We start from the raw sequence: 12,764 nt of genomic DNA on the forward strand, positions 1-12,764 counted from the left end.
GAGGACATTGACCGAACCAAAGCTGACTCGCCGGGTCGCCACTTGGGCGTAGCGTCCAAGCTCAGCGACATCAGGATGAGTTTCTGCACAGCCTGCCCCGCAACGCCCCCTGAGAGTGAGAGTGCGGACGGGTTTGCCGGTAGAGTAGGGATGAAGCGCCTTACCTCGTCACCGAGGCAGGTTTCTTCATCCCCCGCTCCGAACCGGACGTGCGAGTTTCCCCGCATCCGGCTCTCCATGCGTGGCATGTGCCACGGGTGGCCCTCATAATGTTTCGAGGGCGCGGGTTGCTTCCCAGAATTTGTCAGCTCCCTTCAGGAAGCGCTCATCCGGGTCGTCCCATCCGTTCGGTATGCGTAGGCCTCGGTCCGGGTATCGCAGGCGTTTGGTGTCGGCGAACCGGGCGAGTTTCTTCGCGCCCGATTGCCAACCGCCGTCTTTCCCGGTTCCCGGCACGGTATATATACGACGCAATGTCCTTCCAGACGCCTTGCCGTGTTTCTTGCCGAGCCAGGATTTCAGGCGCCAGTACAGCCACCAGTCGAGCTTGCCGAACTCCTTCCCTGATCGTGTAGCGTATCGGTAGTAGTTTCGCCAGCCGACGATGACCGGGTTGAGGTTATCAACTAGTGCGGCAAGGGTGACGCCAGTTGGCGTTTCCCGCACTCGGGCCTTGATCTTGTCGCGGAGGAACTGTGGCTTGCCCTTCGGAATGAAGAGCATGCCGACATACCGTCCTGTGGATGGCATCTTTTCCTGCGCAACCCGGTAGCCGAGAAAGTCAAAGCCTTCCCGGACATCGGTGATCTTGGTCTTCTCCATCGATAACTCCATGCGCAATTCCTCTTTCAGGAACTGCGCCAGCGCCAGACGCTCGTCTTCGGCATCCTTCTGAGTTCCCTGCACGAGGACGACAAAGTCGTCCGCGTATCGCACCACGTAGAACCCCGGACGACCACGTTGGTAGTCGGTCTGTAGGCGCTGTCGCGCCCGCACCGGTGTTTTATCCCGTGGATTGGGAATCCAGCGCCGGTATCGCTCATCGATGGCCGTCAGGTAGACATTGGCCAAGAGCGGCGAGACGATGCCCCCTTGCGGGGTTCCGGTTACCGGATGCCGACGATTGCCCTCGATCATGATGTCGGCTTTCAGGAAAGCGAGGACGAGTCGCAGGACCTTCCGGTCCCGAATGTGTCGTCGCACCCGTTCCATCAGCACATGATGATCGATGGCGTCGAAACACCCCTTGATGTCCCCTTCAATTACAAACCGGGTCCGTGAAGGACCAGCCTTTGTCGGGTCCAGTCTGTGACGCACCTTTGCGAGTGCGTCGTGGGTGCTCCGACCGGGGCGAAAGCCGTATGAGGTCGAATAGAAATCCGCCTCGAAGATCGGCTCCACCACCAATTTGAGCGCCATTTGGACTAGTCGGTCTTTGAGCGTGGGAATGCCTAAGGGGCGGAACTTTCCCGGTTTGCCCGGCTTCGGGATCAACCTCTGCCGGACAGGTTCAGGCCGGTAAGTTCCCTGCCGCAGGTCTTGCCGGATTTCCTCCAGAAAGCCTGCGACCCCATCGGGACGCCCTTCGACCGCCTTACGCGTCACGCCGTCCGTGCCCGGTGTGTTGCTGCCCCTGTTACGGGCCAGCCGTTGCCAGGCATGAAGCAGCGTGCCGCGGTCGCATACGATATTGAACAGATCCGCGAACCTCCTTTCGGGGGACGCGGCACTCCACCGATACAGCTTGCGCTGCATGTCGAGAATGAACTCGGTATTCACCGTGTCGGACATTGACGTCCATCTCCTGCTTGCAAAATGTATCCACTGCCCGCCTTCGCCATGTGGACGGCTTTCCCGCCCTCGGACTACTACGCGGGCTCCGCCCCCGCTGCGCGCGATCGCCGGTCGCTTCGGCCAGCCGTCCCGGAAGGACGGCAACGCGTGCGGGTTCCCAAGTTCCACCAACTGCCCCTTGTCCGCTGTAGGAGCCGACTCTACCCCGTGTGGAATCCGGCTTCCGGGCCTTGCAGGCTTTCCCGGAGGCTGACACCGGGTTGCTCCGATGTCCCTGACGCGCGCCCATCAATCGCGCGTCGGCGCTCCACAAGTCTTTCGACTGCCCCACCCACTTCCGAGTCGGTGCGGCGCCCTCTGACGGGGCTTCGGCCATCGGTTCGGTTTCCCTCTCCATGGCGGACTGGCTGGCCGGGCCGTTATCGGGATCGGAAGTTCCCTCACGCCCGGCGTTAGCGGGTTCTGCTGATTTATGGCCTTCCGGAAGCACCCGGACGGCCTCACCCGCTCGCTTCGCGCCCCACGCTGCACCGTGTGGCGGGAGGGTTTCTCACCCCTCGGGGTTGGTTGGTAGCTTTGCCTCTGTGTTAAAACTCCTTTCCTTTCAAAGAGTTAGAGGGCTGTGCTTGGCGCACTGACGGGTTGAGGACTGGAGGAGAGGCCTCCGGCGCCCGTCGCGGAGAACCGCGATGTCCAGACATGACCGCACCACGCGCACCGGCCAGGACCGGGCGAACCTCTATGACGAAATCACCGGCAAGATCGTCGCCGAGCTCCAGGCTGGCCGCTTCCCATGGGTCCAGCCCTGGGGCACGTCGGCCGCGAAAGCCCCGCTCGGCCTGCCGAGGAACGCCAGCAGCGGCCGCAATTACAGCGGCATCAACATCCTGATCCTCTGGGGCGCAATCGTTCAGCACGGCTTCCCCGGACAGGGCTGGCTCACCTATCGCCAGGCGGCGGCGCTCGGCGGCAATGTCCGCAAGGGCGAGCGCGGCACCACCGTCGTCTATGCCGACCGCTTCGTCCCCGAGGACGAGAAGCGGCGCGCCCGCGAGACCGGCGAGGACGCGCAGGCGATCCCGTTCCTCAAACGCTTCACCGTCTTCAACACGGCGCAGTGCGAGAACCTGCCCGACGACATCGCCGTCGCGGTCCCGCCGCCGCCTCCCGGCCTGATCGAGCCGAGGGTCGAGGCGCTCATCAGGGCGACCGGCATCGACTTCCGCATCGGCGGCGACCGGGCCTTCTACGTCCCGGCCGACGACTATGTGGTCGTACCTCCGCCTCAAGCCTACTTCGACCCGATCAATTGGCACCGCACGGCCCTGCATGAGATCGGGCACGCCAGCGGCCACCACAGCCGGTTGAACCGCGATTTCTCGACCTCCTTCGGCACGAAGAAATACGCCTTCGAGGAGTTGGTCGCGGAGATGAGCGCTGCTTTCTGCTGCGCATCGCTCGGCATCGTCCCGACCGTGCGCCACGCCGACTATATCGGTTCCTGGCTGGACGTCCTTCGCGAGGATTCCCGCGCCGTCGTCCGCGCCGCCAGCCAGGCCAGCAAGGCGGCCGACTGGATCTTGTCTTTCCTGCCGGAAGACGACGCCGGTTCGATCGCTGGCGAGCCCTCCGTCGACAGGAGGGCGGCATGATCCTCGCGACACGCCCGCCGCGCCGACGCCTGCTTGCCGATGGTTGCCAGGGCGATCTCGACCATGGCGCTGCCGCCGCTCACCACAACCGATACTCTTCCATCGTGCCGCCAGCCCCCGCGCAGTGCCAACGGCGTTGCCGTTCCCTCACGGGACGCCTTTGGCCGCCCGCCTCGGTGACTCTCCGCAGATTCCTGGGGCCGCTCGGAGCCGTACCGCTCGCGGCGAGCGGAAGCAGGCAGGAGGTCTCCATGCGTAGCTCGACGACCATCGAACCCGTCTTCGTTTTCGGCTCCAATCTCGCGGGTCGCCACGGCAAGGGCGCGGCCCTCTGGGCTCGCCGGCACCGTGGCGCGATCTACGGCCAGGGCGTCGGGCCGCAGGGACGCGCCTATGCGATCCCCACCAAGGATCGCGGGCTGCGCGTCCTGCCGCTGGCCGTGATCCGCGGCCATGTCGACGACTTCCTCGGCTACGCCCGCGGCCTCGCGAATACGCGCTTCGAGGTCACGCCCATCGGCTGCGGTCTGGCGGGCTATCGCCCGGACCAGATCGCCCCGATGTTCGCTGACGCGCCGGCGAACGTCATCCTGCCGGACGCATTCCGCGCCGTGCTGGCCGCGTCGCCACGGAGGAGGCCATGATGACGCGGGAGGCGCTGCGCGCCGCCTTGGCGCGCATGGAAGCGAGCCTCGCCGACAGCCGGCGCAATCTCGCGCTCGCCGAGAGCGCGTTGTCGCGCCGCGCCGAAACCGAGGCCATCCGTCGGCGGCCGAAGGCGCGGCATTATCACCGCCGGATGAGCCGATGGACCGGAGCCGACGAGGCCGAGTACCGCCGCATCCTCGACGGACTGCTGGCGATCGCCGGCCCCGATCTCGACCGGCTGCGGCGCAGGATCGGCCGGCAGGACGCCGCGATCGCGGCGCTGCGCCGGAAATACGGGGTGAACGAGCCGCTGCCGTCTCCGCCTGCCTGGTGACGCGGTGCGGGCGGCGGCGTTCGAGAGTGAGAGAGGGGATGGGGATTTCGTGACGGGTTGATAGCGGAGAGAGAGGCTCTCGGCGCCCGTCGCGGAGTAACCCATCATGGCCCGAGCCAAGAAGAAGCCCGTCCTCGAATTGATCGAGTTCTCGCGGGCGCGCGACATCCCCTTCAACCGCATTCGTCTGTCGAACGACAATGTGCGCGAAACCGACGTGGAAGCCGGTCTCGACGATCTCGCCGATGACGTCGAACGCCGCGAAGATCTGATCCAGGGCATCAATGTCCGTGCTATTCTCGATGCTGACGGCAACGAGACCGGCGATTTCGAGACGCCCGCCGGCGGCCGCCGCTTCCGCGTGATAGCCCGCCTCGTCGAGAAAGGCCGCTTCGCCGAGGACGGCCTGATCCCCTGCATCGTGAAGAAGGCCAATGCCAAGACTTTGGCGGTCGACGACTCGCTCGCCGAAAACACGTTCCGGCTTGCCCTTCATCCGCTCGACCAGTTCAAGGCGTTCAAGCGGATGGTCGATGGCGGCATGACCAAAGCGGAGGTCGCGAGTGCTTATTTCACTACGGAGCGCTATGTCGATCAGCGCCTCGCGCTTGCCAAGGTCTCGCCCACGCTCCACCAGGTCTATGCCGAAAACGGCATGACGCTCGCGACGCTGGAGGCGTTCACCGCCCACCCGGATCACGCGCGCCAGGAGCAGGTCTGGGATGCCATCAGGCAGTCCCATTATCGCGAGCCCTGGCGCATCCGGAACATGCTGACCGAGACCAGCGTCGCCGCCTCCGACAAGCGCGCCCGCTTCGTCGGCCTCGACGCCTACGTGGCGGCGGGCGGCCCGCTCTTGCCGCGCTATCTCTTCGATGACGACGAGGAAGGCTGGCTGGACGACGTGCCGCTCCTCGATCGACTGGTCACGGAGAAGCTGAAGTCCGTCGCCGAGGAGATAGCCGCCGAGGGCTGGAAGTGGATCACGGTCGATCTCGAGCTTCCTTACGGCTACGACTACGACCTTCGCGCGATCACCCCCACCTTCGCCGAACTAACCGGTGAGGAGCGGGCCGCTCGCCAGACGCTCCGCGACGAATATGACCGGATCGAAGCCGAACATGAAGCCGACGACGAGCTGCCGGACGAAATCGATCAGCGCCTCGGCGAGATCGAAGAGCAGCTCGAAGCCTTCGAGCGCCGCCCTGCCATCTTCGATCCCACCGACATCGCCATCGCCGGCGTCTTCGTCACCGTAGATGAGGATGGCGAACTCGTTGTCGATCGCGGCTGGGTCCGTCCGGAGGACGAGCCGACCGCGACCGTCGAAGGCAAAACGCCGGAGATCGAGGGCGACGGGGATGCGGGCGGGGTTTCCGCGCCCGACGTCCGGCACACCGCCATCACGGTCGGCGGTCAGCCGGTCGAGTCCGACGAGGAAGAAGACACGATCAAGCCTCTTCCCGAACGTCTCGTGGCGGAGCTGACGGCGCATCGCACCGTGGCGCTGGCCGATGCGGTGGCCGCCAATCCGCACATCGCCATGACGGCGCTCCTGCATCGGCTCGTGCGTGATCGCTTCAAGCAGTCCACGAAAGGCTCAGCCGTCCGGGTTTCCGTCCAGGAGGTATATTTCCCTGAGCAGGGCATCGACCTCAAGGACAGCCCTTATGCGAAGTCGGTCGCCGAGCGGCACGCGGGATGGAAGGCGGACGTGCCAACCGATCCCGATGCGCTGTGGGATTGGCTGGACGCGCTCGATGACGCCAGCCGCATGGCGCTACTCGCTCATTGCGTCTCGTTCGGCATCAACGCGCTCTACGAGCGGCCGAATCCGCACAGCGCGACCGGTATTTCCGAATACGACCTTCGGAACCGCATGACCGAAGCCGACCGCCTTGCACGCGCGACCGGGCTCGACATGGCGGAAGCCGGTTTCCGGCCGACCGTCACGAACTACCTCGGCCGCGTAACCAAACCTCGCATCCTCGACGCCGTTCACGAGGCGCTTGGTGAGGAGAATGCCCGCCTGATCGACCATCTGAAAAAGGCCGACATGGCGCGGGAGGCCGAACGTCTCCTTGCCGACTCCGGTTGGCTGCCGGAACCGCTTCGCCTCCTCGTTGAGGAACCGGGCGTCGAGACCCCGGTGGATTCCGACGAGGACGACGTCGCCCTGCCGGAATTCCTCGCCGGTGACGATGACGCGGGCGCGACCGATGCGACCGACGATCCGGCGGTTCTCGTCGCCGCCGAATGATGCGCTCCAGCGGGGCGGCTTCGGTCGCCCCGATTTTCCTTCCCCTTCCACTCCAAGGCCCGGCATCCCGCCGGGCCGTTTTCGTTTCAGGAGACCTTGTTCATGTCCGCTGCTCTCATCTTCGACGTCGCGCCGCTCGGTTCACTCGTCGCCTATTCCGACGGTACGGCCAAGCCGCCGGCTCGTTTCACCAGGAAACTCGCTGCGTGGGAACGCCGTAACGGCGCCGGCCGCCTCGTGCGCAAGGAGCCGGCCCGCGAGCGGCCGACCTATTCGAGCCCGCCATGCTTCACGCTGCACGAAGGCGATTTCGGTGAGGGTGGCATCATCCTCGTTACGATCATGCGGACTTACGGCATCGACAGCGACCTCACTTTCCGCGTGGTCGAGCGACCGAAGGTCGGCCAGGTACGCGTGCTGCAGCACGTCGGCGAAAACGCCGAGCTGATCCACCTCGCGCAGAACCGCGAAGCCGCTGAGCTCTGGCTGGCGAAGGCCGGATACAGCCGCGCCCGCCTCGAAGAGGTGACGGCCGACGAGATCGGCGCCGATGACGTTGAAGGTCGGGCAGCCGCCTGATCAGCGACGGCGAGCCAGACAGGCGATTTCATCTTTCGGCCCGGCTCTCCACAGGAGACCGGGCCTTTTCCTGTTTCAGGAGGCTACCATACGTTCATAGGCGATGAGCCGGAGATGCTGCCCGCCATTCACGGTGAGCTAGGAGTGATCGAAATCGACGGGCTGTTACGATACCAACCGAACCGATGCGCAGTGGGAGCCGGTCGCGCCGCCTATGATCCCGGACGTCTGGCCCGAAGCACCAGGCTTCCGTCCAACCCAAGGCTTGGCGAGACGGCCCAAAAACCTTCCTGGCACGGGACGAGGCGTTCGCCGCGATGTGGTTCAACTCGCTCCATCGGCGATTACTGCCGCAAGAAGCTCGGGATGTGTGAGCATTGCATCATGTGGCGCATCGATCTCGACATAACGCCAACCATCGGCGCGGGCGCGAAATGCCGATCGCTCCAGAAGAGCGCCAGGGGCCTGCGTGCAACGGATATAGGTCCTGTCTGGAACCGAGAGCGGCGGCAGGCGGATCGGCTCGAAATAGGTTCCGACCGGCTGCGCCGTGAGCCGTTCATCGACCCATGCACGGTCCGCATCGGCAACGCCGAAATTGACCGATGGTAACGGCGGAATATGCCAGTTCTCATCGCGCGATGCATGGGCCGTGTAGGCCTCGATCAGGTGCGGCGCGTGGTCGAGGAGTTTTTCGCCATCTTGCGGCAGGAAGGCGTCGAGCAGAACGAGATGGGATACGAGATCGCCAAGCCGGGCGGCGGCGGCTGTTGCCGGGAAACCACCATAGCTATGTCCCACCATCGTGATGGCTTTCCAGCCGGAAGCTCGAACATGGGCGATGACGTCCTCGATATGGGCGGACAGATCGATCTGCCGGGACAAGAGATCGGCGCGTTCGGCAAGGCCGGACAAGGTGAGCGCGCCGGCATCGTGCCCCGCCGCGCGGAGGTGATCGATCACCCGCTGCCAGCACCAGGCGCCATGCCATGCACCATGAATAAGGACGAAGGCAGTCACGATGCGTCCTCCGACCCATCGACCCGCGCATAGACGACGAGCCGCAGATGCTGCCCGCCGTCGACGGTGAGCGAGGTGTGCTCGAACTCCACAGGCTGTCCCTCCACCCTGATCGTGAGTGTTCCCGTGCAGGGCGCATGAACGTCCTGATCGCGCCACCAGCCCTTGAACTCAGGCGAAGCCGCTTCCAGCTCCGCGATCAGTCCCTTGGCGTCAGCGTCATCGCGCGCGGCCGCGAAATCGCGGCGGAAGCTGGCGAGCATGGCCGGGGCCTGTGTTTCCCAATTGACGAAGGCATCGCGCAAGGCCGGATCCGTGAACAGCAGCCAAAGGAGATTGCAGCGCCCGGAGACGTGTCGGCCGAAGCCGAACAGGCAGTCGGCGGATGGGTTGAAGGTCAACACGTCCCATCGCAGGTTGATGATGTAGGCTGCATGAGGCGCAAGATCGTCCACCAGCCTGCCAGCCAGTGAGGGCACGGTGCAGAAGGTCTTGCCGGGCTCCGCTGGCGGGCGCTCGTGGGCAAGCAGGAACAGGTGTCGCCGCTCAGCCGCATCGAGCTTTAGAACGCGGGCGAGATTGTCGAGGAAGTCGGCGGACACGCCGATCTCGCGCCCCTGTTCGAGCCATGTATACCAGGTGACGCCGACGCCTGCGAGCGCCGCCACCTCCTCGCGCCGCAGCCCCGGCGTGCGCCTGCGCCTGCCGCCGGGCAGACCGGCATCTTCCGGCGTCAGCCGCTCCCGGCGGGTTCGCAGGAACCCCGCCAGTTCGGATCGGGTGCGGTCAAGTGCGCGCATGGCTTAGCCTATGACAGAAAGTAACAGCATAAGAGGGTAAATTGTAACCGAATGAAGTTCATGGAATCCCTACTGCGTCATTACCAGAGGACGCAAGATGAATTCCGACGCCTGCACAGCCGAACCGCTTTCTTCCGTATCTGCTGAGACCACCCGACGGCCGCCATGGCTCGGTTTGTCGATCCTGCTGCTTGCGGGGTTCGTGACGATCTTCGACCTCTTCGTGGTCAATGTCGCCATTCCATCCATGCAGGCAGAGCTTGGAGCGAGCCTGTCGCAGATCGGTTTCATCGTCGCGGGTTACGAGCTGGCCTTCGGCGTCCTTCTCGTCACGGGCGGAAGACTTGGCGATCTTTACGGACGACGGCGGCTGTTCATGGTCGGCATGGCGGGTTTCGCCTTGGCGTCGTTCCTCTGCGGGATTGCACCGACCGTCGAGGTGCTGATCGGTGCGCGGGTAGCGCAGGGGCTGGCGGCGGCTCTGCTCTTCCCGCAGGTCTATGCCTCGATCCGCGTGAACTTCTCCGGCGACGACAGCCGCCGCGCCTTCGGCTTCTTCGGCATGACGCTCGGCCTTGCCGCCATCGCCGGGCAGATCGTCGGCGGGTTTCTCGTAGAAGCGAACATCCTCGATCTCGGCTGGCGCACCATCTTCCTCATCAACGTGCCCATCGGGGCCATTGCAATGCTGATGGCACGCTTCATCCCCGAAACGATTTCCCCCGACCGCCCGGCGCTAGACTGGCCGGGCGTGGCGCTGGTCAGCCTCGGTCTGACGCTCTTGCTCGTGCCGCTGATCGAAGCCCCGAGCTATGGCTGGTCGCTCTGGAGCTTTCCCGCGCTCGCCGCGGCCGCCATCCTGCTTGTCGCCTTCTATCGTCATCAGGAATGCCGCCGCAAAGCCGGCCACCAGCCGCTGGTGGACATGGCGCTGATGCGCCAGCCGCGCTTCGCGCAAGGCGGTCTTTTGGTGCTGCTGATTTATTCGACGGCTTCCTCCTTCTTTCTCTGCTTCGCGCTTCTGGTGCAGACCGGCTTCGGTCTCAGCCCATTCGAGGCCGGCAGCGTCTTTGTCCCGTGCTCCATCGCATTCGTAATCCTCTCACTCAGCGCACCGCGCCTCGTCGCGCGCTTCGGAACACCCGCGATCGCCGCAGGGGCGCTGGTCTATGCAGTCTCGTTCGGCGTGCTTATCGGCCAGGTCTGGATCACCGGGGCCGATCTCGTCGTCGCGCATCTCATCCCGGCACTGATCGTCATCGGCGGAGCGCAGGCAATGATAATGACGCCGCTGCTCAATCTCGTGCTCGGCTTTGTGGAGGAGCAGCAGGCCGGCATGGCGTCAGGCGTCATCTCGACTCTCCAGCAGGTTGGCGCGGCGCTGGGCGTGGCCGCTGTCGGCATCCTCTTCGGCATAGGGCTAGAGACGGGATCGGACGGACAAGCCGCGCTCTACGCTTCGGCCTTCGTCTCGGCCATGAGCTACAACGTCGCCGCGGCCATCATCGCCGCCGTTCTGCTGTTGCGCCTCGCAGTCCACGGACGCCAGACAAATCTGGCCTCATAATCTGACGATGCGCCGTCAGACGGAAACCACATCGGGCCGACGATGTGCAGGCGTTCATGCTGATCGCACAGGAATATTGCGCCTGTAGGGGCCGGATCGAAATAATAGCGTCCTTGGCCGGAGACGACACACCAGCGGCCAATCTCGCGTTCGACACTCCGGCGCCATCGACCACGCGGATGGCTGGCAACGGTGCAGCGGCGGCCCGGAACATTCGTCCTTCCCTGGATCAGCATGGCGACAAGGCTGACGGGCGGTGCATCTCGCACAGAGGCTGGCGGCTCCCGTCACCGGCAAGACACCACCCCCGCTTCCATTCGCTAACCTTGGTCCGATCCGGGTCTTGTTCAATCAACCCGTGAAGGGTCGGCTTACGCAAGCGTGCCGCCCTCGGGGATTCGGAAAGAGTCCGAACGCCCGAGGGTGATTGCAGCCCCGGTCAGACACTTCGGGCGCCTGTCGCGCGGGGGACGGTCCCCCGCCTCCACAGACAGGAGCCGAAACCCATGTCCTACGCAGACGCCACCGCCTTCGCCACCAGCCTCGCCGCCACCCTGATGGTCTCGATCGTCGTGTTCCAGGCCGGGGACGGCACCCACGGCGCCGCACCGGCCGGCGAGTTCGACGGCGACGAAGACATGATCGAACTCGAAATCGACCCTTGGCAATGAGGCGCTTGCGCCTCAACGACTGCCCGGATCGCCAGCGCGACCGGGCCTTCCATCATGCGGCGGCAGACCGCCGCAAGCATCGGCGCCGGGCCATCGCCCCGGCAGGAGAGGAAGAGGTCGGGCCGGTTGGCCGTGACGGGTTGAAAGGTGGAGGAGAGGCTTCCGCCGCCCGTCGCGGAGTGATCCGATGACCCGTTCCCACCCTGAAACCTTCCGCTCGATCGGACAGGTTCTCGCCGGCCATGTGCTTCCCCGCCTTGAGCATGCGCAAAAGCGCCCGCTGCGCGTCTCCTGCCTTGGCACGATCAGCTATGACGGCGCCACCGAGGCCGATTGCGTGGACCGCAGCATCCCGATCGGCGAGGCCGCTTCGCCGCAGGACGCCATGGCGCTTGCGGCCACCCGCGTCGCGCGCGGCGACATCCGCGCCATGCCCGACGACACGCTGCGCTTCCGGCCGAGGCTCATCGTCGTGCAGGACAGCGCGTCCGGCCTGGTCCTCGCCGGTGAAATCCGCGCGGGCGTCATCCTCTGGCAGCAGCCCGTCGCCAGCAAGGCCGAAGCCACCCGGATCGTGCTCGATGCCACCCGCCTGCGCGGCAGGGCCTTCGCCGCCACCGGCCGGGGCGATCACGCCGCGGCCCGCGACCTCCGGTTCCAGGCCGCCCGGCTCGAAGCGCGACTGGTCGATCCCGTCTGGCGCGAGATCGCCGCCGAACTCCGGCTGCCCGAGGCGGCGTGCCCCCGCTTTCCCCAACCAACCTTTCCGGCCCGGCCATGCGCCGCGCGCCGATCCTATGGAGTTTCCCATGCCCAGATATGTCGTCAGCAAAGGCCATGACGCCTTCGCCTACTACGAAACCGTGGTCGAGGCCGACACACCCGAACAGGCGCGACGCCTTGCCACCAGCCACAACTATGACGGCGAATGGCTCGCCACCGGCTATGTGCAGGAGTTCGACGACTACGAAATCGACGAGCACAGCGGCGTGCGCCTGCTCGAACCGCGCGAGACCATCGAAGCGTTTCAAACCATCACCGTGACGGCCCGCGAGCGCGACGCCGTGCTCGCCGGTCTTTCCACCCTTCAGCTTGCTCTTATCAATGGGCCGCTCGATCCGGTGTTCATGGACGACCTCACCAACAACGGCGCGCACGCCGGCCTCGAACTTCACGAGATCGACGAGCTGCGCCGACGCTTCAAGGTCTAGGAGGCGCCGGTGTACGCGACCTATCTCCGTCTCGACATTCTGGTCTGGGACAGCGACCGCGCCGTCATCCGGGCGGCGCGTCGCAAGCTGTCCCGCTCAGCCTGGAACGAGCCCCACAAGCGGGAGGCGCGAAAGCGCTTCTATCGCGAGATGCTAGGCCACCACGCCGAGGCTCAGCGACTTGTGGCGCACTTCCGCCTCTGACCACGACACCACCGTATCCATCGA

13 protein-coding genes are annotated in these 12,764 nt (G+C 65.2%); 10 read left to right on the forward strand and 3 right to left on the reverse strand.

Going from position 1 to position 12,764, the window contains the following annotated elements:
• Window positions 1-264: 264 nt before the first annotated feature.
• Window positions 265-1,791, reverse strand: a complete 1,527-nt coding sequence (gene ltrA, locus CRO48_RS26715; RefSeq protein ID WP_097142801.1) for a group II intron reverse transcriptase/maturase — start codon at window positions 1,789-1,791, stop codon at window positions 265-267.
• Between the two features lie 692 nt (window positions 1,792-2,483).
• Between ltrA and CRO48_RS26720 the strand changes: the two genes are divergently transcribed.
• From CRO48_RS26720 to CRO48_RS26740, 5 genes are all read left to right on the forward strand, one after another.
• Window positions 2,484-3,446, forward strand: coding sequence for an ArdC family protein (locus CRO48_RS26720; RefSeq protein ID WP_035224529.1), 963 nt, complete (start codon window positions 2,484-2,486; stop codon window positions 3,444-3,446).
• Between the two features lie 251 nt (window positions 3,447-3,697).
• Complete coding sequence (locus CRO48_RS26725) at window positions 3,698-4,090, forward strand: A1S_2505 family phage non-structural protein (RefSeq protein ID WP_035224693.1); 393 nt, start codon at window positions 3,698-3,700, stop codon at window positions 4,088-4,090.
• Window positions 4,087-4,428 carry a hypothetical protein gene (locus CRO48_RS26730; protein WP_035224532.1) on the forward strand — a complete coding sequence of 114 codons (342 nt, stop codon included), beginning with the start codon at window positions 4,087-4,089 and terminating at the stop codon, window positions 4,426-4,428. Before CRO48_RS26725 ends, CRO48_RS26730 begins: the two co-directional genes overlap by 4 nt.
• A 106-nt stretch (window positions 4,429-4,534) precedes the next feature.
• A complete protein-coding gene (locus CRO48_RS26735) occupies window positions 4,535-6,688 on the forward strand; it encodes a ParB/RepB/Spo0J family partition protein (protein ID WP_035224535.1) in 2,154 nt (717 codons plus the stop codon).
• Between the two features lie 102 nt (window positions 6,689-6,790).
• Complete coding sequence (locus tag CRO48_RS26740) at window positions 6,791-7,267, forward strand: hypothetical protein (protein WP_035224538.1); 477 nt, start codon at window positions 6,791-6,793, stop codon at window positions 7,265-7,267.
• Between the two features lie 324 nt (window positions 7,268-7,591).
• Here the strand turns inward: CRO48_RS26740 and CRO48_RS26745 are convergent, their stop codons facing one another.
• Together CRO48_RS26745 and CRO48_RS26750 are read right to left on the reverse strand one after the other, a co-directional pair.
• Complete coding sequence (locus tag CRO48_RS26745; RefSeq protein WP_202903081.1) at window positions 7,592-8,287, reverse strand: alpha/beta fold hydrolase; 696 nt, start codon at window positions 8,285-8,287, stop codon at window positions 7,592-7,594.
• Window positions 8,284-9,087 (reverse strand): helix-turn-helix transcriptional regulator, encoded by an 804-nt coding sequence (locus tag CRO48_RS26750; protein WP_035224541.1) that lies wholly within the window; start codon window positions 9,085-9,087, stop codon window positions 8,284-8,286. The genes CRO48_RS26745 and CRO48_RS26750 overlap by 4 nt, the downstream gene beginning before the upstream one ends.
• Before the next feature lie 97 nt (window positions 9,088-9,184).
• Here CRO48_RS26750 and CRO48_RS26755 point away from each other — a divergent pair, with 97 nt between their 5' ends.
• From CRO48_RS26755 to CRO48_RS26770, 5 genes are all read left to right on the forward strand, one after another.
• A complete protein-coding gene (locus CRO48_RS26755) occupies window positions 9,185-10,654 on the forward strand; it encodes an MFS transporter (RefSeq protein WP_097142802.1) in 1,470 nt (489 codons plus the stop codon).
• Window positions 10,655-11,160: 506 nt separating this feature from the next.
• Complete coding sequence (locus CRO48_RS31670) at window positions 11,161-11,325, forward strand: hypothetical protein (protein WP_102026018.1); 165 nt, start codon at window positions 11,161-11,163, stop codon at window positions 11,323-11,325.
• Between the two features lie 187 nt (window positions 11,326-11,512).
• The gene (locus CRO48_RS26760) at window positions 11,513-12,166 is read left to right on the forward strand and encodes a hypothetical protein (protein ID WP_237681038.1); all 654 of its coding nucleotides are present in this window, start codon (window positions 11,513-11,515) and stop codon (window positions 12,164-12,166) included.
• On the forward strand, window positions 12,135-12,536 hold the full coding sequence (locus CRO48_RS26765; protein WP_097142803.1) for a hypothetical protein: 402 nt from the start codon (window positions 12,135-12,137) through the stop codon (window positions 12,534-12,536). The genes CRO48_RS26760 and CRO48_RS26765 overlap by 32 nt, the downstream gene beginning before the upstream one ends.
• A 9-nt stretch (window positions 12,537-12,545) precedes the next feature.
• Window positions 12,546-12,740, forward strand: coding sequence for a hypothetical protein (locus CRO48_RS26770; RefSeq protein ID WP_035224544.1), 195 nt, complete (start codon window positions 12,546-12,548; stop codon window positions 12,738-12,740).
• Window positions 12,741-12,764 lie beyond the last annotated feature (24 nt).

The organism is Rhizobium subbaraonis, assembly GCF_900220975.1.
GTDB classification, from domain to species: domain Bacteria; phylum Pseudomonadota; class Alphaproteobacteria; order Rhizobiales; family Rhizobiaceae; genus Mycoplana; species Mycoplana subbaraonis.

Coding starts and splice junctions, on each gene's coding strand:
- CRO48_RS26730 (WP_035224532.1), top strand. CDS start 4,087: ATGATGACGCGGGAGGCGCTGCGCGCCGCCTTGGCGCGCATGGAAGCG.
- CRO48_RS26720 (WP_035224529.1), top strand. CDS start 2,484: ATGTCCAGACATGACCGCACCACGCGCACCGGCCAGGACCGGGCGAAC.
- CRO48_RS26760 (WP_237681038.1), top strand. CDS start 11,513: ATGACCCGTTCCCACCCTGAAACCTTCCGCTCGATCGGACAGGTTCTC.
- ltrA (WP_097142801.1), bottom strand. CDS start 1,791: ATGTCCGACACGGTGAATACCGAGTTCATTCTCGACATGCAGCGCAAG.
- CRO48_RS26750 (WP_035224541.1), bottom strand. CDS start 9,087: ATGCGCGCACTTGACCGCACCCGATCCGAACTGGCGGGGTTCCTGCGA.
- CRO48_RS26765 (WP_097142803.1), top strand. CDS start 12,135: ATGCCCAGATATGTCGTCAGCAAAGGCCATGACGCCTTCGCCTACTAC.
- CRO48_RS26755 (WP_097142802.1), top strand. CDS start 9,185: ATGAATTCCGACGCCTGCACAGCCGAACCGCTTTCTTCCGTATCTGCT.
- CRO48_RS31670 (WP_102026018.1), top strand. CDS start 11,161: ATGTCCTACGCAGACGCCACCGCCTTCGCCACCAGCCTCGCCGCCACC.
- CRO48_RS26735 (WP_035224535.1), top strand. CDS start 4,535: ATGGCCCGAGCCAAGAAGAAGCCCGTCCTCGAATTGATCGAGTTCTCG.
- CRO48_RS26725 (WP_035224693.1), top strand. CDS start 3,698: ATGCGTAGCTCGACGACCATCGAACCCGTCTTCGTTTTCGGCTCCAAT.
- CRO48_RS26740 (WP_035224538.1), top strand. CDS start 6,791: ATGTCCGCTGCTCTCATCTTCGACGTCGCGCCGCTCGGTTCACTCGTC.